The sequence below is a fragment of the Rhodobacter sp. P2_H5 genome (assembly GCF_056403335.1).
The window spans coordinates 92,169-113,129 of record NZ_JBFUFS010000007.1; the positions used below are offsets into that span (position 1 = coordinate 92,169).

General features: G+C 65.1%; 19 protein-coding genes. 11 read left to right on the plus strand and 8 right to left on the minus strand.

The annotated features are described in order from the left end of the window. The first annotated feature begins 146 nt into the window (after window positions 1–146). From AC1DVR_RS11695 to rarD, 4 genes are all read left to right on the plus strand, one after another. Window positions 147–578 (plus strand): hypothetical protein, encoded by a 432-nt coding sequence (locus tag AC1DVR_RS11695; RefSeq protein WP_478000748.1) that lies wholly within the window; start codon window positions 147–149, stop codon window positions 576–578. A gap of 218 nt (window positions 579–796) precedes the next feature. After that, window positions 797–1,078 carry a hypothetical protein gene (locus AC1DVR_RS11700; protein WP_478000749.1) on the plus strand — a complete coding sequence of 94 codons (282 nt, stop codon included), beginning with the start codon at window positions 797–799 and terminating at the stop codon, window positions 1,076–1,078. Window positions 1,079–1,280: 202 nt separating this feature from the next. Further along, window positions 1,281–1,880, plus strand: coding sequence for a superoxide dismutase (locus tag AC1DVR_RS11705; protein ID WP_478000750.1), 600 nt, complete (start codon window positions 1,281–1,283; stop codon window positions 1,878–1,880). An 88-nt stretch (window positions 1,881–1,968) separates the two neighbouring features. Then, window positions 1,969–2,850 (plus strand): EamA family transporter RarD, encoded by an 882-nt coding sequence (rarD, locus tag AC1DVR_RS11710; protein ID WP_478000751.1) that lies wholly within the window; start codon window positions 1,969–1,971, stop codon window positions 2,848–2,850. A 51-nt stretch (window positions 2,851–2,901) separates the two neighbouring features. Here rarD and AC1DVR_RS11715 read toward each other — a convergent pair whose 3' ends face one another. Then, window positions 2,902–3,480, minus strand: a complete 579-nt coding sequence (locus AC1DVR_RS11715; RefSeq protein WP_478000752.1) for an LOG family protein — start codon at window positions 3,478–3,480, stop codon at window positions 2,902–2,904. A 114-nt stretch (window positions 3,481–3,594) separates the two neighbouring features. Here AC1DVR_RS11715 and AC1DVR_RS11720 point away from each other — a divergent pair, with 114 nt between their 5' ends. The 6 genes from AC1DVR_RS11720 to der all read left to right on the plus strand — a co-directional run bounded on the left by AC1DVR_RS11720 (window position 3,595) and on the right by der (window position 12,212). Further along, window positions 3,595–5,106, plus strand: a complete 1,512-nt coding sequence (locus AC1DVR_RS11720; RefSeq protein WP_478000753.1) for a LysM peptidoglycan-binding domain-containing protein — start codon at window positions 3,595–3,597, stop codon at window positions 5,104–5,106. 225 nt (window positions 5,107–5,331) lie between these two features. Next, on the plus strand, window positions 5,332–7,257 hold the full coding sequence (locus AC1DVR_RS11725; RefSeq protein WP_478000754.1) for an ABCB family ABC transporter ATP-binding protein/permease: 1,926 nt from the start codon (window positions 5,332–5,334) through the stop codon (window positions 7,255–7,257). A 78-nt stretch (window positions 7,258–7,335) separates the two neighbouring features. Next, entirely contained in the window at window positions 7,336–8,487 is a 1,152-nt protein-coding gene (locus AC1DVR_RS11730) for a calcium-binding protein (protein WP_478000755.1), read from the plus strand. 121 nt (window positions 8,488–8,608) lie between these two features. Next, window positions 8,609–9,292 (plus strand): hypothetical protein, encoded by a 684-nt coding sequence (locus AC1DVR_RS11735; protein ID WP_478000756.1) that lies wholly within the window; start codon window positions 8,609–8,611, stop codon window positions 9,290–9,292. A 13-nt stretch (window positions 9,293–9,305) separates the two neighbouring features. Then, on the plus strand, window positions 9,306–10,694 hold the full coding sequence (locus AC1DVR_RS11740; protein ID WP_478000757.1) for an outer membrane protein assembly factor BamB family protein: 1,389 nt from the start codon (window positions 9,306–9,308) through the stop codon (window positions 10,692–10,694). Window positions 10,695–10,742: 48 nt separating this feature from the next. Then, window positions 10,743–12,212 carry a ribosome biogenesis GTPase Der gene (gene der, locus AC1DVR_RS11745; protein WP_478000758.1) on the plus strand — a complete coding sequence of 490 codons (1,470 nt, stop codon included), beginning with the start codon at window positions 10,743–10,745 and terminating at the stop codon, window positions 12,210–12,212. 91 nt (window positions 12,213–12,303) lie between these two features. Here der and gluQRS read toward each other — a convergent pair whose 3' ends face one another. From gluQRS to gyrA, 5 genes are all read right to left on the minus strand, one after another. Further along, the gene (gene gluQRS, locus AC1DVR_RS11750) at window positions 12,304–13,119 is read right to left on the minus strand and encodes a tRNA glutamyl-Q(34) synthetase GluQRS (protein WP_478000759.1); all 816 of its coding nucleotides are present in this window, start codon (window positions 13,117–13,119) and stop codon (window positions 12,304–12,306) included. Beyond that, window positions 13,107–14,435, minus strand: coding sequence for a methylenetetrahydrofolate--tRNA-(uracil(54)-C(5))-methyltransferase (FADH(2)-oxidizing) TrmFO (trmFO, locus tag AC1DVR_RS11755; RefSeq protein WP_478000760.1), 1,329 nt, complete (start codon window positions 14,433–14,435; stop codon window positions 13,107–13,109). Before trmFO ends, gluQRS begins: the two co-directional genes overlap by 13 nt. 85 nt (window positions 14,436–14,520) lie before the next feature. Next, the gene (locus AC1DVR_RS11760; RefSeq protein WP_478000761.1) at window positions 14,521–14,898 is read right to left on the minus strand and encodes a DoxX family protein; all 378 of its coding nucleotides are present in this window, start codon (window positions 14,896–14,898) and stop codon (window positions 14,521–14,523) included. A gap of 114 nt (window positions 14,899–15,012) precedes the next feature. Beyond that, entirely contained in the window at window positions 15,013–15,357 is a 345-nt protein-coding gene (locus AC1DVR_RS11765) for a hypothetical protein (RefSeq protein WP_478000762.1), read from the minus strand. Next, window positions 15,354–18,062, minus strand: coding sequence for a DNA gyrase subunit A (gene gyrA, locus AC1DVR_RS11770; RefSeq protein WP_478000764.1), 2,709 nt, complete (start codon window positions 18,060–18,062; stop codon window positions 15,354–15,356). Before gyrA ends, AC1DVR_RS11765 begins: the two co-directional genes overlap by 4 nt. Before the next feature lie 190 nt (window positions 18,063–18,252). Here gyrA and AC1DVR_RS11775 point away from each other — a divergent pair, with 190 nt between their 5' ends. Then, entirely contained in the window at window positions 18,253–18,534 is a 282-nt protein-coding gene (locus tag AC1DVR_RS11775) for an usg protein (protein WP_478000765.1), read from the plus strand. Here the strand turns inward: AC1DVR_RS11775 and AC1DVR_RS11780 are convergent. Further along, window positions 18,509–19,255, minus strand: a complete 747-nt coding sequence (locus AC1DVR_RS11780) for a DNA alkylation repair protein (protein WP_478000766.1) — start codon at window positions 19,253–19,255, stop codon at window positions 18,509–18,511. The genes AC1DVR_RS11775 and AC1DVR_RS11780 overlap by 26 nt on opposite strands. Further along, window positions 19,252–20,865 carry an OpgD/OpgG family glucan biosynthesis protein gene (locus AC1DVR_RS11785; RefSeq protein WP_478000767.1) on the minus strand — a complete coding sequence of 538 codons (1,614 nt, stop codon included), beginning with the start codon at window positions 20,863–20,865 and terminating at the stop codon, window positions 19,252–19,254. The genes AC1DVR_RS11780 and AC1DVR_RS11785 overlap by 4 nt, the downstream gene beginning before the upstream one ends. Window positions 20,866–20,961: the final 96 nt, after the last annotated feature.

Sequence of the window (20,961 nt, forward strand, 5' to 3'; positions counted from 1 at the left end):
CTTTGACGGGCAGGGCTTGCGATTTTTGGCGCCGACCATGCAACCTGATGTTGCATGGCGTCAACCGCACGGCTAGCGTCGCCTCAGGTGCCTGAATGGGCCTGTGCAGAACCCGTAACCTGTTTGTTGATCAAGGATCTTTCTCGATGCGATATTCTTCCCTGCTTGTCGCCCTGTCATGCGCCTTAGCGCTGCTGCCCGGGGCGGTCACAGCGAAAACCAGCCCTGCGGCCGCCAGCCAGGTCTATGAATGCCACTTTGTCGGCGGCGAGGTGGACTGGATCAAGGACAAGCTTTTCATCGTCCGCGACCTGAAGACCAATGAGATCAAGGTTTTGGACCCCATTATCAACCGTGTGTTCAAGAAGCCGATCCCGGCCAAGGTCGTGTTGGACAGTGCCAGCCGGCTGGAGATCGACTGGACCATGGCCAATCTGCCAGGCACTCGCGGTTCGACCACGGTCGATTATCACATGATCTTCCTCAAGGCGCAGAGCACGGTTTCGGAGAAAGCTGTCGTGCGCGGCTTTGACAACAAGGAAAGCCGCAGCGGCACCTGTGCCCTGCAAGCGAACTAGCCTCGGGCGGGCGCGCGGCAGATGGAAACCACGGTGATCGAAGGGAATGGAGTTCGTAAATGAGTTTTGGGTTGTTCTTGCGGGCTTTGCCCCTGGCATTGCCTCTCGGCTTGGCGCTGGCTGCGGGAGGCGCGGAGGCCAAGACCGCCCCTCCTGAGAATCTGCAGGTTCTGGATTGCACTTTCACAAACGGTGATCCCAATCTGATCGGGGACCGGTTGTTTATCCTGCGCGACGTTGCCACCAACGAGATCAGCGTCTTCGATGGCGTCGTGAAGGAGGTCTACAAGGCGCCGATGAAGGCCAAGGTCCGGCTGGACAACGCCAATCGGCTTGAAATCGACTGGATCGTCGAGAACGTGTCCTTCGGCACGAGCAAGGAACAGGTGTCCTTCCACGCGACCCTGTTGAAGGCCGACATGAAGATCTTCGAAAAGAGCATCGTCGGCGCCTTTGAGAACAGGGAAAGCCGCGACGGCACCTGCAAGCCGATGAAGTAGCATCAGCCTGGCGTGCCCGGAGGCTGAGCAAAGGGCAGGGGGGCAGCGCCAGCCCCTCGCCGGTGCGCGGCCAGCCCGCACCAATGCGGCGGGTTCCTGCGGCCTTGGCGCGAAATTGCGCTGCCGGGTCCAAGCGGCCTTGACCTTGGCCGCGCTTGGGCACTTATTGACCGCAGCGAACACAAGAATTGGAGAGACTCTGATGGCTTTCACCCTTCCCGAACTTCCTTATGCCCATGATGCGCTGGCATCGCTCGGCATGTCGAAAGAGACGCTGGAATACCACCACGACCTGCACCACAAGGCCTATGTCGACAATGGCAACAAGCTGATTGCCGGGACCGAGTGGGAAACCAAGTCGCTGGAAGACATCATCAAGGGCACCTATGTCGCAGGTTCCGTCGCCCAGAACGGCATCTTCAACAACGCCTCGCAGCACTGGAACCACAACCTGTTCTGGGAAGTGATGGGCACCGCTGGCAAGACGATGCCGGGCGCGCTGGAAAAGGCCCTGGTCGAGGCTTTCGGCTCGGTCGCCAAGTTCAAGGAAGACTTCGCCGCCGCCGGCGCCGGCCAGTTCGGCTCGGGCTGGGCCTGGCTGGTCAAGGACGCATCGGGCGCGCTCAAGGTCACCAAGACCGAGAACGGCGTGAACCCGCTCTGCTTCGGCCAGACCGCCCTTTTGGGCTGCGACGTGTGGGAGCATTCCTACTACATCGACTTCCGCAACAAGCGCCCGGCTTACCTGTCCAACTTCCTAGAAAAGCTGGTGAACTGGGAAGCCGTGGCCGCCAAGCTCTAGGCCTCCTCCCAACCGCTGAAGGCCCGCCCCATCGGCGGGCCTTTTTCTTGCAAGATGGGCAGATTGCCCATCCTACCGGACACCGCTCATGACCGATCCCCAAAAGGGCGTTCTCGCCATCATCGCGGCCTGCGCGATCTGGGGTTTTGCGCCGCTCTATTATCACGCGCTGCGCGAGGTGCCTGCTGTCGAGATGATGGCGCAGCGCACGGTCTGGACGGCGGTCAGCTTTGGCCTTGTGGTCAGTCTGACCGGACGCTGGGGCCAGGTCCGCGCCCTGCTGACGGGCGAGGACCGCTGGCGGATCCTGGCCGCGGCGCTGCTGATCGGCTTCAACTGGTATCTCTTCATCTGGGCTGTTGTGTCGGACCGCGCGGTCGAGGCCTCGCTGGGCTATTACATCTATCCCCTGGTCTCGGCCCTCCTCGGGATGCTGCTGTTCGGCGAGGCGTTGCGCGGGCCCCAGGCCCTGGCCATCGGCCTGGTGGCGCTGGCGGTCGGGCTTCTGACCTGGGGGCTGGGCGTGGCCCCGGTGGTGGCCCTGGCGCTGGCGGTCAGCTTCGCGCTGTATTCGGCGGCCAAGAAGCGGATACGGTCGCCGGCGCTGATCTCGGTCCTGGTCGAGGTGCTGGTGCTTTGTCCGGCGCTTTTGGCCTGGCTGGTCTGGCTCGCGGTGCAGGGCCAGGGCTGGTTCGGGCGCGACCTTTATCACAGCCTGATGCTGCCCTTGGCCGGGCCCCTGAGCGGCGGACCCCTGATCCTGTTTTCCTATGGCGCACAGCGGGTGCGGCTGGCCACCACGGGCCTGACGCAATACCTCAACCCGACGCTGCAATTCCTCTCGGCCTGGCTGATCATGGGAGAGCGGGTGACACCCTGGCACGGGGTGGCGCTGCTGCTGATCTGGGCGGCGATCTCGATCTACAGCCTTGGCCCGGGACGGAGCCTCGGGCGGGGCAGGGCGGCCTAGCCAAGCAGGACGCCGCCGGACGGTAGGATGGGCAATCTGCCCATCTTCGGGTCAGCGCAGCGCTGCGGCGAAGTCCTCCACGCCGGGCAGGACGGTGAACAGGTCGCGCAGCGAGGCATCGGCGAAACCCTCGGCGATCACATGGTCCATCAGGGCGATCAGCGGCTGCCAGTAGCCGGCCACGTCGATCAGCCAGATCGGTTTGCGGTGCAGCCCGATCTGCGCCCAGGTCAGCACCTCGAAGAACTCGTCCAAGGAGCCTGCGCCGCCCGGCAAGAGGGCAATCGCATCGGCGTTCATGAACATGACCTTCTTGCGTTCATGCATCGTCTCGGTGATGACGAAAGTCGTCAGATCGCGCTTGCCGACCTCCATCCCCAGCAGGTGGGTCGGGATCACCCCCAGCGTCGGCGCCCCCGCCGCCTGAGCGGCCCGCGCCACCTCGCCCATCAGCCCGACATCGCCCGCGCCATAGACCAGCCGCCAGCCCGCCGCCGCGATCGCAGCCCCGGTGGCCTGTGCCGCCGCCCGATGCGCCGGGTTTGTCCCGGACCGCGCGCCACAAAACACACAGACCGAACCGTGATGCGGGGCCGTGACGCTCTGCGAAGCGAAACCTTGCGGTGACATATCGGAAAAATCTCTCAAAACCAGTTGCTTTGCCACAGATATCCGGGATTGTGACCAAAGGAAAGCAGGGGACGGCAACAGTTCCCGCTGACCTTTTACGACTTGGGGGACGGTATGGCTGCGTGGAAAGATATGAGTTCGGGGTCCAAGGTGACGCTGATTGCGATCATCGTCATCCTTCTGGGAACCGGCGCCTACGAAATATTCAAGACCGAGGAACCGGAGGGGGAGAAGACCGCCGCCAAGATGGCCGAACCTGCGGCCGTGGCGCCCACCACGGCGCCCGAGGCCGCAGTACCCGCCGCGCCGGAGGCTGCAACAGGCACGGCGCCCGCCACAGCGCCTGCAGCTGCGCCGGCGACAGATGCTGCAACGGCGCCGGCCACGGAAGCGGCCACTGCGCCTGCAGCGGATGCGACCGCTCCGGCGCCCGCGACCGAGGCTGCCGCAGATTCCAGCACGGCACCCACACCGGCACCGACAGAATCCGCCGCAGCGCCGGCACCGGCGTCCAGCTTCGACGTGATCCGCGTCGCCCCGGATGGCGCGGCGGTCGTGGCCGGGCAGGTGGCGCCGGGCTCCAAGGTCTCGCTTCTGGTTGACGGGATCGAGATTGCCGCCCCGATCCCTGATGCCAATGGCAAGTTCGTCGCCCTCTTCACCCTGCCCGCCGCAGGGGCCGGGCGGCTCATGACGATGATCACCACGTTGCCCGATGGCACGATGACCGAGGCGGGCGCCGCCGTCGCTCTGGCGGCGACCTCAGCGCCTGCTGCGGCACCGGCTGCCGTGGCCGATGCCGGCACGACATCGCCCGCGCCCGCTGAGGGTGCGACGACCGCGCCGGCAGCGCCTGCGCCCGCCGCGACCGGAACCACCGCGCTTGTGGTCACCGACCAGGGCGCCAAGCTCGTCCAGTCCGGCACCCCGGTCCCGGCCGAGGTCGCGGCCAATGTCAGCCTTGAGGTCATCGCCTATCCGACCCCCGACAGCGTGCAATTCGCCGGTCATGGCACGGCGGGCGCCTTCGTGCGGCTTTACCTCGACAATGCCGCCCTGGGCGAGGCCGCTCCGATCGGCACCGATGGCGCCTGGACGGTCACCGAGGCCGGGATCGCGCCGAAGATCTACACGCTGCGCGTCGATGAGGTCGATGCCACCGGCAAGGTGACCTCGCGCTTCGAGACGCCCTTCAAGCGCGAGACGCCCGAGGCCCTGGCCGCAGCCGCGCAGGCGGCGTCTGCCGCAACGCCGGCCCCCGCATCCGGCACCGCTTCGTCCGGAACCGCCGCAGCGCCCTCGGACACCGTGGCGACAGCCCCTGCGGCAAGCCCTTCGACCTCCGCAGTTGCAAGCCCCGATGCCGCGGCCCCGGCACCCGAGACGGCCCCCTCGGCAGAGGCCACGGCCGCCGCTCCAGCCCCGGCGCCCGCGGCGGAAAGCCCGCCCGCACCGCCAGCCTCGGTCTCGGTCACGGTGCAGCCGGGCTACACGCTCTGGGGCATCGCGCGCAAACAGATGGGGTCGGGCTTCCTCTATGTGCAGGTCTGGGAGGCCAACAAGGACAAGATCAGGAACCCCGATCTGATCTATCCCGGACAGGTCTTCACCCTGCCCAAGAACTGAGATCCAGGAGCAGAACGCCGAAACCTGAAGCGCCCGGCTTCAGGAAGGCCCGCACCGCGCCCTCGGGCCCTTGGTCTGAACCGGAAGAACCGTCTGCGAATACTGGCCCCCAATAAGGCCCCCTGTGTCGAAAATCGGCGCCGGGGGTTTACTTCCGGTCGCGGCTGACCCAAGTCTGCCATGCCCCGGCGGCATGTCCCGCCTCCGGGGGCCAAAGGACATCGCATGCGCCGCCTGACCACCACTGCCACCTCTGCCGATATCGCCAAGACCCCCGCCAATGGTTGGACCACGATGCGCCGCGTCGCCCCCTACCTTTGGCCGAAGAACGAGCCCTGGGTGCGTCAGCGTGTGGTTCTGGCGCTCTGTCTCTTGGTGGTGTCGAAGATCGTCTCGGTCTTCACGCCTTATCTGTACAAGAAGGCCGTCGATGCGCTGACCAACCACGCGAGCCTTGATCCCGCCACGCCCTTGTTGATGGGCGCTGTGGCGCTGACCGTGGTCTACGGCCTCGCCCGGATGGGCACGGTCTTCTTTGGCGAGATGCGGGACTGGGTCTTTGTCCGCGTCGGCCAGCGCGCCCTGCGCAAGCTGGCGTTCGAGACCTTCACCCATATCCACCGCCTGTCCTTGCGCTATCACATCACCCGCAAGACCGGCGGCCTGTCCCGGGTGATCGAGCGCGGGGTGAAGGGCGTCGATTTCCTTCTGCGCTTCATGCTCTTCTCGATCATCCCCCTGATCCTGGAACTGACCATGGTTTCGGTCATTTTCGCGGTCTACTTCGGCTGGGCCTACAGCGTCGTCGTGCTGGCCACGATCGCCATCTATGTGACCTACACCTTCAAGGTCACCGAATGGCGCGTGCAGATCCGCCGGGCGATGAACGATCAGGACACCGATGCCAACCAGAAGGCCATCGACAGCCTGCTGAACTATGAAACCGTCAAGTATTTCAACGCCGAAGCCCGCGAGGCCGCGCGTTACGACCGCGCGATGCAGGCTTATGAGGGCTTTGCCGTCCGCACCGGCCAGTCGCTGTCGGTGCTCAACGTCGGGCAGAATGTCATCATCACCGTGGGCCTGATCATCGTCATGGTCCTGTCGGCCATCGGCGTGCAGCAGGGCCGCTTCACCGTGGGCGACTTCGTGATGGTCAACGCCTACATGATGCAGATCACGCTGCCCCTGGGCTTCCTCGGCACCGTCTACCGCGAGATCCGTCAGGCCCTCGTCGACATGGGCGAGATGTTCGGCCTTCTGGCACAGCCCGCTGAAGTGGTCGATGCCCCGAACGCGCCGGATCTGACCGTGCCGCAGGGCGAGGTGGTCTTTGACGACGTGCGCTTTGCCTATGACGAGAACCGCCCGATCCTGAAGGGCGTCAGCCTGCGCGTAGGCCCGGGGCAGAAGATCGCGCTGGTCGGGCCCTCGGGCTCGGGCAAATCCACCATCGGGCGGCTCTTGTTCCGCTTCTATGACATCACCGGCGGGTCGATCAAGATCGACGGGCAGGACATCCGCAGCGTGACGCAAACCAGCCTGCATCAGGCGATTGGCGTGGTGCCGCAGGATACCGTCCTCTTCAACGACACGGTCTATTACAACATCGCCTATGGCAACCCCGACGCCCCGCGCGAGGCGGTGGAGGCGGCGGCCAAGGCGGCCAAGATCCATGACTTCATCATGTCGCTCCCCGATGGTTACGAGGCCAAGGTGGGCGAGCGCGGATTGAAACTCTCGGGCGGCGAGAAGCAGCGTGTCGGCATAGCCCGCACGCTTCTGAAGAACCCGCCGATTCTGGTGCTGGACGAGGCGACCTCGGCGCTAGACACCCAAACCGAGCGCGACATCCAGGAAAGTCTGCACGAGATGGGGCAGGGCCGGTCCGTCATCACCATCGCGCACCGCCTGTCCACCATCGCCGACAGCGACCAGATCCTGGTGCTGGAAGCCGGCGAAGTGGTCGAGCAGGGCACGCATGAGGCGCTTCTGGCCAAGGGCGGCCGCTATACCCAGATGTGGGAACGCCAGTCGGCCGAGGAAAGCGAAACCGAGGGCGTCGCCCCCGAGGAGCCTGCTCCCGAAGAACCGGAATATTCGACCCTGCGCCGCGGCGGCCGCTTTACCCATGTGACCGTCGCCAGCTGACCTGCGCCACGACTGAAGCGGCTTGACCGGTTCGGCAAAGCGGCGGACACTTCCCCCATTTGAGCAATGGGGGGAATTATGACAACGATTACGATGTCCAGCCTCTGGGTCGAATGGAACGCGGGCCATACGGCCATCGTCGATTACGGCACCGCCGAGGTCAGATGGACCGGCGGCCACAGCCTCAGCTACAGTTACGCCGACGGGTGGAGCGGCGGCAGCGCCCCGCCGGTGGACTTGCTCCGCCAGCCAGACGGGCTGCAATTCGGCTTCGGCGACGGCTCGGTCCGCTTCATCAACGACATCGCGGATGGCACCTCGAATACGATCTTTCTGGGCGAGACCACGGGCAGCAATGCGTTTTCCGGCTATGTCTGGGGCATCAGCGACCTTGCCACCCACCGCGAGTATTACATGGGGCTGGACGGCGCCCTGCCGGTCTTTGGCGCGGGCAGCCTGACGCAGCTTCTGCCCTTCATCGAGGATCTGACCAGCGATGCCGGCCAGATCACCCGGGGCAGCTTTTCGCCCGCCGATCCGATCATCCTCGATGGCACCTCGAACACGATCAGCGTCACCGAGAATGACCGGCTTTCCGGCGATGGCGCGGCGCAGACCTGGTATGGCGGTCTGGGGCGCGACCTTCTGGAGGGCAATGGCGGCGCCGACTGGCTGGAGGGCGGGGACGCGAAGGATCGGGTCTATGGCGGGCTGGACGCCGATACGCTGAGCGGCGGCGCCGCCGCCGACCAAGTCGATGGCGGGGCGGGCAATGACCTGTGCTATGGCGGTCTGGGTGGAGATCTGGTCCTGGGCGGTACTGGTGCCGACCGTCTGTTCGGCGGCGATACCAATGTGCGCGACCTGACGGGAGCGGACAGCCTGTACGGCGGGCGCGGCGCGGACAGTCTTTATGGTGGCGGCGGTGCTGACCTTCTCGCGGGGGGCGCTGGAAATGACGGGATCTATTGCGGGGCCGGGGCCGATTCCATCCTGTTCGGCGTGGGCGGCGGGCAGGATGACGTCTGGGATTTCTCGATTGCCGATGGCGATGTCGTCCGGCTGAACCATCTGCTTCTGGCCGGGGAGACGACGGCACAACAGGTCTATGACCACTACGCCACGGTGCTGGGCGACGGCTCCGTCCGGTTCCTGTTCAATGGCGGCGAGAAACTGGTCCTCCACGGCGTCGGYGCGGGCGATCTGAGCAGTCAGTTGCTGCTGACCTAGACAAACCCGCACAAACCTTGCACCGGCCCGATCTTGCCGGGCGCAGCCCCGGCTCTCGGCCCAAGGGCTTGGCAAGCCGCGCGGTTTGCCTGTAAGACAGGCCTGAAGTTGAGGAGCCGACATGAGCACGCCAGACAGTTTCGTCGATGAAGTCACCGATGCCGTCCGGAGTGACCGGCTTTACGCCACCTTCCGCCGCTATGGCTGGATCGGGGTGGCGCTTGTGGTGCTGATCGTCGGCGGCGCGGCCTATAACGAATGGCAGAAATCGCAGGCGCGGACCCGGGCCGAGGCTTTTGGCGACAGCGTCATGGCGGCGCTGGAACTGCCCGATCCCGCCGCCCGCGTCAGCGCATTGGCCGCCGTGCCCGCCGATGGCGACCAGACCGCCTTGCTGGCCCTGCTGAAGGCCGGAACCCCGGCCACCGACAAGGCCGGCGCGCTGGCCGCCCTCGATGCGCTGGTGGCCGACGGCAAGGTCCCGCAGATCTACCGCGATCTGGCCGTGCTGAAGCGCGTGGCGATTGCCGGCACCGATGAACCCCTGGCCGACCGCCGTGCGGCCCTCGCCGCGATCGACGTGGCGGGCCGCCCCTTGCGGGTGCTCGCCGAAGAACAACTCGCCTATCTTCTGATCGAAGAGGGCAAGAAGGATGAAGCTCTGGCCGCGCTGATCACCCTGATCCAGGATCAGGAGGCCCCGGCGGGCCTGCGCCAGCGCGTGGCCTTGGCAATCACCGCCCTCGGCGGCAAAGTTCCCGAAGCCAAGCCTGCGGCAGGGGCCGCAGCGCCCTCGGCCGGGTGAGGCAGGAATTCAGATGGCACTTGGTGGTGGTTTGGGCAGCATGCGCAGCGTGAAGATCAGGTTTCCGGTTCTGGCGCTGACGGCGGCGGCGGGGCTCCTTGCGGCCTGTCAGAAGGAAGTGATCCTGCAGGGCACGCGCTTTCCGGTGCGTGCGCCGTTGGAAGCCTCGATCCCGGTCGATGGCCAGCCCGCGCCGGTGCCGCCGCCGGATCTGCCCGCCAACCAGGCGGTGCCGATCGGCCTGCCGGCGATGATCTCCAACGCCGACTGGCCGCAGCGTGGCGGCAATGTCCGCCATGCCGGGCCGCATGCCCTGTTGTCCGCCACCCCGCAACTGGTCTGGTCGGCGCAGGTCGGCAAGGGCAATTCGCACAAGAACCGGATCAACGCCGCCCCGGTGATCGCCGGCGGCATGGCTTTCGCGATGGATTCCGGCGCCGGGGTGACGGCGGTCGCGCTGCAGGGCGGGACGGTCTGGCACACCGACCTGACGGCGGCCTTCGACAACGGCGGCGGCCTGTCGGGTGGCGGGCTTTCGGTCGATGCGGGCCGGGTCTTTGCGACGACCGGCTATGGCGAGACGGTGGCGCTCAACGCCGCCGATGGCCGCATCCTGTGGCGTCAGCGGATGAACGCGATGCCGGCCGGCGCGCCGGCTGTCGCGGGCAACCGGGTCTATGTCCTGAACAATGACGGCAGCGCCGTGGCGCTGGATGCCGCCTCGGGCCGGCTCGTCTGGCAATACACCGGGGCCGACAGCGTCGAGTCCTTCCGCTTCGATGCCGGCGCCTCTCCGGCGGTCGAGGGCAATACCGTGGTCCTGCCCTTCGCCAGCGGAATCCTGGCCGGGGTCAATGCCGCCACCGGAGCCGAGACCTGGACCGCCGCCGTCTCGGGCCGCCGCCTGGGCCGTTCAGGCGCGGATTCGGGCGATGTGACCGGTGATCCTGTCCTGTCGGGCGGGACGATCTATGTCGGCACCCAGGGCGGGCGCACCGGGGCCTATAGCCTGGCCAGCGGCCAGCGGCTCTGGACTGCCGAGGAGGGCGCCTTGAGCCCGCCTCTGGTGGTGGGCGGCTCGGTCTTTGTCGCCAATGACGATGGCCGCCTCGTGCGCTTGTCGGCCAAGGACGGATCGACCATCTGGTCGGTGGCCTTGCCCTTCTATGTCAAGGACAAGGCCAAGAAGCAGCAGGCGGTTTATGCAAGCTTCGGTCCGGTCCTCGCGGGCGGTCATGTCGTGGTCGTCACCTCCGACGGTTACCTGCGCGCCTTCAATCCAACCGATGGCAGCCTTGCCGCCCAGGTCGCGATCCCGGGCGGGGCGGCGACGCCGCCGGCGCTGGCGCAGGGATTGCTGGTCGTGATGAACACCAAGGGTCAACTTCTGGCTTTCCGCTGACCGGGTTCCGGTGTAAGGCACCCTCTTGCAAACGCGCAAGGAATGCAGATGAGCTTTACCCTCGCCATCGTGGGGCGCCCGAATGTGGGCAAATCCACCCTCTTCAACCGGCTCGTGGGCCGCAAGCTGGCGCTGGTCGATGACCAGCCCGGCGTGACGCGCGACCTGCGCGAGGGCGATGCCAAGCTCTTTGACCTGCGCTTCACCGTGATCGACACAGCGGGTCTGGAAGAGATCACCGACGACAGCCTGCAAGGCCGGATGCGCCGCCTGACCGAACGCGCGGTGGATATGGCCGACGTCAGCCTGTTCCTGATCGACGGCCGCGTCGGCGTGACCCCCTCCGACGAGACCTTCGCCGAGATCCTGCGCAAGAAGGGCGCCAAGGTGATCCTTGGGGTCAACAAGGCCGAGGGCAAGGCCGGTGACGCCGGTGCCTTGGAAGGCTGGAGCCTGGGTCTGGGCGAGCCGATCCGCCTGTCAGCCGAACACGGCGAGGGGATCGACGACCTCTACAACGCCCTGAAGCCCTATGAAGAGCTGTTCAAGGCGCGGGCCGAGGCCGATGCACCGCTGGTCGATGTCGAGATCAGCGAAGAAGAGGCCGAGGAAGAGGGCGACGAGAAATCCTTTGCGCCTTCGGCCGAGCATCCCTTGCAGATCGCCGTCATCGGCCGCCCGAATGCCGGGAAATCGACGCTGATCAACACGATCCTCGGCTATGACCGCCTGCTGACTGGGCCCGAAGCCGGCATCACCCGCGACGCCATCTCGGTCAAGGCCGATTGGCGCGGCACGCCGATGCGGATTTTCGATACGGCAGGGATGCGCAAGCGCGGCAAGGTCGTGGAAAAGCTTGAGAAACTGTCGGTCGCCGACGGGTTGCGCGCCGTGCGCTTTGCCGAAGTGGTGGTGGTCCTGCTCGACGTGGAAATCCCCTTCGAGACCCAGGACCTGCGCATCTGCGACTATGCCGAGACCGAGGGGCGCGCCGTGGTCGTGGCGATCAACAAATGGGATCTTGAGGACGAGAAGCAGGAAAAGCTGGCCGAACTGAAAGAGATGTTCGAACGCCTGCTGCCCCAGCTGCGCGGCGCGCCCTTGGTCACGATCTCGGGCAAGACTGGGCGCGGCATGGACCGCCTGCACGAGGCTGTGCTGAAGGCCCATGCCGTCTGGAACCGCCGGGTGGCGACCAACCGCCTGAACACCTGGCTGGGTGCGATGACCGAGGCCCACCCGCCACCGGCCCCGGGCGGCAAGCGGATCCGCCTGCGCTACATGACCCAGGTGAAAACCCGGCCCCCGGGTTTCGTGGTGATGTGCTCCCACCCCGAGGACATGCCCGACAGCTACAAGCGCTATCTGGTCAACGGGTTGCGCGAGCATTTCGACATGCCCGGCACGCCGATCCGCCTGATGCTGCGGTCACAGGGCGACAAGAACCCCTTCAAGAACCCCAAGTTCAACACGCCTTCGCGGTTGCGCAAGCACCTCGATGGGCCGAAGAAGCCCTGACAGGTCAGGGCTTGGGCCTGCGGCCGCCAAGGCCGGGGGGCTTCGCGCCCCCCGGACCCCCTGCGGGATATTTATGGACCAATGAAATGGGTCAGAGCCCGATCAGGCGACGGATGTCTTGCGGGCTGGCGCCTTCGGCACGGTATTTCGACAGGGCGCGGGCGTCGTCGCGTTTGGCGAGGCGCTTGCCCTGGGGATCGCGGATCAGCGCGTGGTGGTGGTACTGCGGTGTCGGCAGGTTTAGCAGGTGCTGGAGGGCTGTGTGCAGCGGGGTGGCGGCAAACAGATCCTCACCGCGCGTGACCTCCGTGATGCCTTGTGCCGCGTCATCGACCACCACGGCCAGGTGATAGGCGACACCGATATCGCGGCGGGAGAGGATGACGTCTCCGGTCGTGATGATGAGATCGCTGGGAGGCACGGCATAGGAACCGGGGTGTATGCCAGTTTCGGTGAAGCTTAACGTCGGCAAGAGGGCGGCGGCTTTGGTCAGGTTCAGCCGCAGGGCGCCGCTTGTGTGGCCCGCCTCGCGGCAGGTGCCGGGGTAGATCGGGCCATCGGTGCCTTCCTGCGGGGCACTCAGGGCGGCGCGGATGTCGGCCCCGATCTTGGCGCGGGTGCAGGTGCAGTGATAGGTCAGACCGAGCGCGGTGAGCTGCGCCAGAGCGGCGTCATAGGCGGGCTGGCGGGCGGATTGGTGCATCACCGGCTCCTCCCAGCTCAGGCCCAGCCAGTGCAGATCGTCGTAGATCGCGGCCTCATACTCCGGTTTGCAGCGGATGCGGTCGATATCCTCGATCCGGACCAGAAACCTGTCGCCGCGGGCGGCGGCGATCAGGGCGGCATAGGCATGGCCCAGATGGAGCGGCCCGGTCGGCGAGGGTGCGAAGCGGGTTACGCGAGCCATTGGGTGAAAGAGGCCTTGGCGCGGTCGGTATAAGCCTTGTAGCGGTCCTTGCGGCCGCGGCGCCCGCCCTTGGCGTCGATCGGCGGGAAGAGACCGAAGTTCACGTTCATCGGCTGGAAGGTCTTGGCCTCCGCCCCGCCGGTGATGTGGGTGATGAGCGCCCCCATGGCCGTGTCGGGCGGCGGCGGCGGCAGGCTTTGCCCCTTGAGTTCGGCGGCGGCCATCCGGCCAGCCACGAGGCCCATTGCGGCGGATTCGACATAGCCTTCCACCCCGGTGATCTGGCCGGCAAAGCGGATGTTCGGCCGCGATTTCAGGCGCATCTGGTCATCAAGCAAGGTGGGAGAGTTGATGAAGGTGTTGCGGTGGATGCCGCCGAGCCTTGCAAAGCTGGCATTCTCCAACCCCGGAATCATCTTGAAAACAGAGGCTTGCGCGCCGTACTTCATCTTGGTCTGGAAGCCGACCATGTTGTAGAGCGTGCCAAGCTTGTTGTCGCGGCGCAGTTGCACCACGGCATAGGCCTTGACGGTCGGATCATGCGGATTGGTCAGACCGACCGGCTTCATCGGGCCAAAGCGCAGGGTCTCCGGGCCACGTTCGGCCATGACCTCGATCGGCAGGCAGCCGTCGAAATAGCCGGCAGTTTCGCCCTCGTGGAACTCGGTCTTGTCTGCCGCCAGAAGGGCCGCGATGAAGGCCTCGTACTGCTCCTTCGTCATCGGGCAGTTCATATAGGCGGTCTGCTCTTCCAGCGTCTCGCCCTTGTCGTAGCGGCTTTGCATCCAGGCTACCGACATGTCGACCGTATCGGCATAGACGATGGGGGCGATGGCGTCGAAGAAGGCCAAAGCCTCGGCATGGGTTTCGGCGCGAATGCTCTCGGCAAGGGCGGAGGAGGTCAGGGGGCCGGTCGCAATCACCCAATGGCCGGATGAAGGAAGTTCGGTAACTTCTTCATAGGACACGGAAATCAGCGGGTGTGATTTCAGCTTGGCGGTGACGTAAGACGCGAAAGGGTCGCGGTCCACGGCCAGGGCGCCGCCGGCGGGAAGGCGGTGCGCCTCGGCTGCCTCAAGGATCAGACCCTTGGCGGCGCGCATTTCCCAATGCAAGAGGCCCACGGCATTCTGCTCGCTGTCGTCCGAGCGGAAGGAGTTCGAGCAGACCATCTCGGCAAAGTCGCCGGTGCGGTGGGCAAAGGTTTTGACCTGGGGCCGCATCTCGTGCAGCACCACGGGGACGCCGGCTTGCGCGGCCTGCCAGGCGGCTTCAGAGCCTGCCATGCCGCCGCCAATGATGTGTAAGGGTTCCATGCGGCGGATTTAGGCGATGTCGCGGGAAAAGGAAAGGCCGGGGGATGGACATCCCCCGGACCCCGTCGAACTCTGGCCGTGTAGATCAGGCTTTGTCGAGCGCCACTTTGCCGGCGCCGTGGACGTAGAACATCAGGAAGCCGCCAGCCATGGCAAGGTTTTTGAAGAACATGGTCATCGCCATCTGATCTGCCGGGACGAAGTGGAACATCAGGCCGGTCAGCACACAGAAGCCAGCCGCCAGAAGGGCCACGATGCGCAGCTGGTAGCCGAGGATCAACGAGGCGGCCACGATTACCTCAAACAGGATTGCGGGCCAGGCGAGGAAAGCCGGCAGGCCGCCCGAGGTCAGGTAACCGGTAAAGCCCTCGACATTCGACAGCTTGCCATAGGCCGCAACGATGAAAAGCACCGACATCAGAAGGCGGGCGACGAAGGGGACGTAAGCGTTCAGTTTGTTCAAGATCGTGATCCTTTGAGGGGCCGCATTGGGCATCGGGCAGCACTACCGCAAGTGGATCGGCCAATATACGCCGATCACCGCAGGGTCGCTCTGCATTTTTGCACAGGGTTTGGGTTAGATGGGCTCGTTTGCACCAAGCTGGCGCTGGAGGGTATGGAGCGCACGGCGCTCCTCGGCGATATAGGCCTCGGGGTCCTGCGCCCGGTAGCGGCCAAGGGCTGCGGCCTTGTCGAAGAACCCTTGCGCGGGCAGGTCGCGAGCCAGACGCCCCGACAGGACCACGGCGCGGAAGGGACGGCCCAGGGCGGCATCCTCCTCCATCAGCGCCTCCAGGGCGGCGGTCAGGCGGGCGATGGTGGCGGGGCCGGTCAGGCCCAGATCGCGCGCCAGCTTGCCATAGGTCACCGTCTGGTTCAGCGCGGCCAGGTCGTCCAGCCGCGCTGTCAGGCCTTCGATCATTCCTCGTCCTGTTCCGGCACGCGGGCGACCGAGACGACCTCTTCGCCGTCGCGGGTGTTCAGCACTTTGACCCCACCAGCCCCGCGCGAGCGGAAGCTGATCTGGTCGACCGGCACCCGGATCGACTGGCCGGTCGAGGTGGCGAGCATGATCTGATCCGACAGATCCACCTTGAAGGAGGCGATCAGATTGCCGCCGCGCATGGCCGAATCCATCGCCTTGACCCCCATGCCGCCGCGTCCGCGCACCGGGTAGTCGTGGCTGGAGGACAGCTTGCCGGTGCCCGAGGTGGTGATGGTCAGGATCAGATCCTCGGCCGCCGACATCTGGGCATAGCGTTCGGGGGAAAGCTGGCCGGCCTCGACGGTTTCTTCCTCGTCGCTTTCGGCCTCTTCCGTCACACCGGCCATGAGGCGGCGCTGCTTGAGGTAAGCCTCACGTTCCGCCGGATCGGCCTCGAAATGGCCGATGACGGACATCGAGACGACCTTGTCACCCTCGGCCAGACGGATGCCGCGCACGCCGGTTGACCCCCGCGATTTGAAGACGCGGATTTCGGTGGTCGAGAAGCGGATGGCGCGACCCAGAGCGGTCACCAGCATCACATCGTCCTGATCGTCACAGATGGCGGCGTTGACCAGAGTCACACCCTCCGGCAGGTTCATCGCGATCTTGCCGTTGCGTTTGACGTTGGTGAAGTCCGACAGATCGTTCTGCCGCACATCGCCGTCCGAAGTGGCGAAGACGATCTGCAGGCTGTCCCAGTCTTCCTCGGGCACATCGACCGGCATCAGGGCGGCGATCGAAATGCCCGGCACGATCGGCAGGATGTTGACGATGGCCTTGCCCTTGGCGGTGCGCCCCGCCAGCGGCAGGCGCCAGCACTTCAGCTTGTAGACCATGCCATCGGTGGTGAAGAACAACAGGTTGGTGTGCGTGTTGGCCACAAACAGCGTGGTCACCACATCGTCATCCTTGGTCTGCATCGAGGACAGACCCTTGCCGCCGCGGTTCTGCTGGCGGAATTCGGCCAGAGGCGTGCGCTTGATATAGCCGCCCGAGGTGATGGTGACGACCATATCCTCACGCTCGATGAGGTCCTCGTCCTCCATATCGCCCGACCAGTCGACAATCTCGGTCCGGCGGGGGACGGCGAACAGGGCCTTCACTTCGCGGAGTTCATCCGAGATGATCGCCATGATCCGGTCGCGGGAGCCCAGAATCTCCAGGTAATCCTGGATTTTGGCGGCCAGTTCTTCCAGCTCGTCTGTGACTTCCTTGACCCCGAGGGCGGTCAGGCGCTGCAGGCGCAGTTCCAGGATGGCGCGGGCCTGGGCTTCCGACAGGTTATAGGTGCCATCGTCGTTCATCGTATGGCTCGGGTCGTCGATCAGCCGGATATAGGCGGCAATCTCGGCGGCGGGCCAGCGCCGCGTCATCAGTTTTTCACGCGCTTCGGCGGCGTCGGCGGAGGCGCGGATGGTGCGCACCACCTCATCGACGTTTGAGACGGCCACGGCCAGACCACACAGGATATGGCTCCGCTCGCGGGCTTTGCGCAGTTCAAAGGCGGTGCGGCGCGCCACAACTTCCTCGCGGAAGGTGATGAAATGCGTGAGGAAATCGCGCAGCATCAGGGTCTCGGGCCGGCCGCCGTTCAGGGCCAGCATGTTGCAGGCGAAAGAGGTCTGCATCGGCGAGAAGCGGAAGAGCTGGTTCAGCACCACATCCGGCGTCGCGTCGCGCTTCAGCTCGATCACCACGCGCACGCCGATCCGGTCGGATTCGTCGGCGACGTTGGAGATGCCCTCAATCTTCTTCTCGCGCACCTGTTCGGCGATGATCTCGATCATCCGGGCCTTGTTGACCTGATAGGGCACCTCGTCGATCACGATGGCGAAGCGGTCCTTGCGGACCTCTTCGATATGGGTTTTCGCCCGGATGATGACCGAACCGCGACCCTCGAGATAGGCTTTGCGGGCACCGGAGCGGCCAAGGATCAGGGCACCCGTCGGAAAATCGGGCGCCGGGATGATCTCGATCAGCCGCTCGGTTGAAAGGTCGGGGTTTTCGATCAGCGCCAGCGTGCCGTCGATGACTTCGCCAAGGTTGTGCGGCGGAATGCGGGTTGCCATGCCGACCGCGATGCCTTCGGCGCCATTGACCAGCATGTTGGGGAAGCGGGCCGGAAGGACGGTCGGCTCCTTGTCCTTGCCGTCGTAATTGTCCTGGAAATCAACGGTATCCTTGTCGATGTCCGCCAGCAGGAACGAGGCCGCCTTGTCCATCCGCACTTCGGTATAGCGCATGGCCGCCGCGTTATCGCCGTCCATCGAACCGAAGTTGCCCTGACCGTCGAGCAGCTTCAGGCTCATCGAAAACGGCTGCGCCATCCGCACCAGAGCGTCATAGATCGCCGAGTCGCCGTGGGGGTGGTATTTCCCCATCGTGTCGCCCACGGGGCGCGCCGACTTGCGGTAGGGCTTGTCATGCGTGTTGGTGGTTTCCGACATCGCAAAAAGGATGCGGCGGTGCACAGGTTTTAGGCCGTCGCGCAGGTCGGGAATGGCCCGGCTGACGATGACCGACATCGCATAATCCAGATAGGCCGTCCGCATCTCGGTCGAGATGTCCACCTGCGGGCCGTGATAGGTCGGACGCGGGGAATCTTCTGTGTTTTCCGGTGGTTCTGTGGTGTCGCTCACGTGGGGCGCGCCTTCATGTGCAAGGTCAGGATCGTGTTGGCGGCAGTTTACCCCATAGCAGAGGCAAGGTGCAAGGCGGGCTGGATTCTTATGCTGGCAGCCACGGGGAGAGAGTGACAACACACTGTTTTAATTGCAAATTAATCCGTCTTTGTCACACTGGGTTCATCAGGCAGTACAGGAGGCACACATGCGCTCGCAAACCGGTCCAAGTGAAACCGAACTGATGCTGAAAGGCTGGGGGCTGACCACGGCGGAATTCTTCTACCGGATGCCGGATTACCGCCATGTCCTCAACAGCTACATCTGGCAAGACTATGATCTGGCGCCGGATTATCCGACGCTCTTCAAGTTCATCGAATTCTGGCAGGAAAAGCTCGACGGCCCGCTGCATTCGGTGCGCTTCACCCACCGGAAGATGATCTCCCCCGGTGAGTGGCGCAATGTCACGGGAGAGTTTCGTCTCCACTAGGCGCGTCCTGTCCGGTAGGATGGGCAATCTGCCCATCTTGCGGCAAAAGCCGCCCGGCTTCCTTGCGGGCCCAGGTCTTCAGCGTCATGCCATGCTCTTCGAGCCAGGCATCGACCCGGCCGGCATCGTGTTTGGACAGATCGCGCAGCCACCAGGCCACCGCCTTCTGGATGAACCAATCCTTGTCCGCGGCATAGCTGACGCACCAGCCGAGCACCCGTTCACGGATCGCAAGATCTTGATCTTTGGGGAAATTCTGCTTGGTCCAGGGCAGGGTCATCACCAGCGCGGCGCGCCTTGTCCACATGTTTTCCGACAAAGTCCAGGCCTCGACCTGATCGAGCCGGGAGGGGTCGGCCATCAGCCGCCGCCCGCCCGCGTCGCACACGGTATCGGCAATCGCCCAGGCGTCCAGCCCCGGCACCCAGGAGGCGATCAGATCCCAGACCGCGCCATCATCGGCCATTCGCGCCTGCACCAGAAGCTTGGCCGCCGCCACCCGCGCTTCGTGGATGTTGCTTGCCCAGAGGCCAGAGGCGAGCGCCACCCGGCCCGGCAAGTCCAGTTCGGCCCGCCAGGCGGCAACCAGTTCGGTGATCTGCGGCACGGTCACGCCCAGATAGGGCCGTTCGGTTTTGTGATAGGCCTGCGCCGCCTCGGCTTTGGCAGGATCTGCCAAAGCCTCCAAAGCCGCCAAAGCGTCGCTTACAAGGACGCTCATGGCGCAGTCGCCAGCAGATGGCGCAGCTGCGAGGGGAACAGCTGCAACAGCATGGTCTCGCTTTTGGCCTGGCCCTTTTGGCTCAGGAAAATCCGCAGGTCGATCGGGGTGTCGTCGCCTGCCGGGATTTCCGAGATGTCGAGGTCGAACATCGTCCGCCAGTTCGGCTCGCCCACCACCGGATAGACCGCCGGGGCGGTGATCTTGCCGCGCGAGGCGCTGGCCACGACCTCGACCCCATCGGCGCGGGTCAGTGCTTCCATCCCGCGGTTGTCCAGATCGCAGACCACCTTCACCACATCGGGCTGACGGTCCTGTCCCGGCACCCCGCCGACGCCGATCCTTGTCGCCACAAAGCGCGCCACGACCGGCGGCACCGGGCAATCCTCGACCCAGGACAGGCGGTAGGCGAAGTCATAGGAATTGCCCGCTTTGGCCGCCGGGCCGGGCTGCCAGCTGGCGACGATATTGTCATGCGTCTCGTCCACGGTGCGCAACTCGACCAGGGACACCGCGCCATCGCCCCAATCGCCCAAAGGCTCGACCCAGGCGCTGGCGCGTTTGTTGTAGAAGACGCCATCATCCTGATATTGCGTGAAATCCCTTTCGCGCTGCATCAGGCCAAAGCCTTTGACCCCGGGGGCGGAGAAAGCATTGGCCATGTTGCGCGGCGGGTTGTTCAGCGGACGCCAGATCTTCTCGCCCGCGCCGGTGTGAATCTCCAGCCCGTCGCTGTCATGCACCTCGGGGCGCCAGTCGATTGCGATGGACCGGTCATGCTTGCCGAACCAATACATCGAGGTCAGCGGCGCCATGCCCAGCCGTTCGACATCGCCGCGCAGGTACAGGCTGACCGTCACTTCTTGGATCACGCCCTTGTCGCGGGTCGAAACGATCTTGTAGGCCCCGGTGGCGCGCGGGCTTTCCAAAAGCGCATAGGCGGTCATGTCGCCATTGGCGGCCGGTTCCAGCCAAAACTGGGTGAAGAGCGGGAACTCTTCCGGCCCGTCGGGGATCGCGGTGTCCATCGCCAGACCGCGCACCGAAAGGCCGAACTGGCCGGAATACCCTTCGGTCCGCCAGTAGGAGGCGCCGAGGAAGGCCATCCAGTCGCGCTCGGACTTCGCATCCATCACGCGAAAGCCGGCAAAGCCCTTGGTATGGGTCAGCTTGCGGGCCGGGTTGTCCTTGGGGATCTTGAACAGGTCAAGAGAGAAGGGCCATTCGGTCGCCATGCCCTGATCCAGCGTGAAGATCCGCACCGGGGTGCGGAAATAGCGGCCCGGGAAGAAGGGCTGCACCGGCGAGGTCTCGCCGTCGTCCAGCCAGAGCGTGGCGTCCTTCCTGAACTCGACCGCGTTGTGGGCGTCATAGTCGATCTGGTCGAGGATCTTGCCATCGGCCTCCTTGGGCGCCGCATAGGGCTTGGCCGACAGGCTGCGTGCCATCTCTTTCAGGATGTCGAAAGAGAAGGGCGTGGCCTTGCCTTGGCCGGTGGCCTTGGTCTGGGCGCGGGCCAGTTCGGGCAGAAGGAAGAAGGCGCCCCCCGCAAGGGCCGTGCGCAGGACGTCACGGCGCGACAGGTCGGGGTGAAGCGGATCAATTGTCATGGCGGCACATTCGCGGCTAAGAGTTGGATTGGCCGCATCAACAGCCAAGCCGCCTGTTTTGCAAGCGTTTCCATGCTCAAGAGTCGCGAATTATGC

Coding starts and splice junctions, on each gene's coding strand:
- AC1DVR_RS11695 (WP_478000748.1), top strand. CDS start 147: ATGCGATATTCTTCCCTGCTTGTCGCCCTGTCATGCGCCTTAGCGCTG.
- AC1DVR_RS11705 (WP_478000750.1), top strand. CDS start 1,281: ATGGCTTTCACCCTTCCCGAACTTCCTTATGCCCATGATGCGCTGGCA.
- rarD (WP_478000751.1), top strand. CDS start 1,969: ATGACCGATCCCCAAAAGGGCGTTCTCGCCATCATCGCGGCCTGCGCG.
- AC1DVR_RS11715 (WP_478000752.1), bottom strand. CDS start 3,480: ATGTCACCGCAAGGTTTCGCTTCGCAGAGCGTCACGGCCCCGCATCAC.
- AC1DVR_RS11720 (WP_478000753.1), top strand. CDS start 3,595: ATGGCTGCGTGGAAAGATATGAGTTCGGGGTCCAAGGTGACGCTGATT.
- AC1DVR_RS11725 (WP_478000754.1), top strand. CDS start 5,332: ATGCGCCGCCTGACCACCACTGCCACCTCTGCCGATATCGCCAAGACC.
- AC1DVR_RS11735 (WP_478000756.1), top strand. CDS start 8,609: ATGAGCACGCCAGACAGTTTCGTCGATGAAGTCACCGATGCCGTCCGG.
- AC1DVR_RS11740 (WP_478000757.1), top strand. CDS start 9,306: ATGGCACTTGGTGGTGGTTTGGGCAGCATGCGCAGCGTGAAGATCAGG.
- der (WP_478000758.1), top strand. CDS start 10,743: ATGAGCTTTACCCTCGCCATCGTGGGGCGCCCGAATGTGGGCAAATCC.
- gluQRS (WP_478000759.1), bottom strand. CDS start 13,119: ATGGCTCGCGTAACCCGCTTCGCACCCTCGCCGACCGGGCCGCTCCAT.
- trmFO (WP_478000760.1), bottom strand. CDS start 14,435: ATGGAACCCTTACACATCATTGGCGGCGGCATGGCAGGCTCTGAAGCC.
- AC1DVR_RS11765 (WP_478000762.1), bottom strand. CDS start 15,357: ATGATCGAAGGCCTGACAGCGCGGCTGGACGACCTGGCCGCGCTGAAC.
- AC1DVR_RS11775 (WP_478000765.1), top strand. CDS start 18,253: ATGCGCTCGCAAACCGGTCCAAGTGAAACCGAACTGATGCTGAAAGGC.
- AC1DVR_RS11780 (WP_478000766.1), bottom strand. CDS start 19,255: ATGAGCGTCCTTGTAAGCGACGCTTTGGCGGCTTTGGAGGCTTTGGCA.
- AC1DVR_RS11785 (WP_478000767.1), bottom strand. CDS start 20,865: ATGACAATTGATCCGCTTCACCCCGACCTGTCGCGCCGTGACGTCCTG.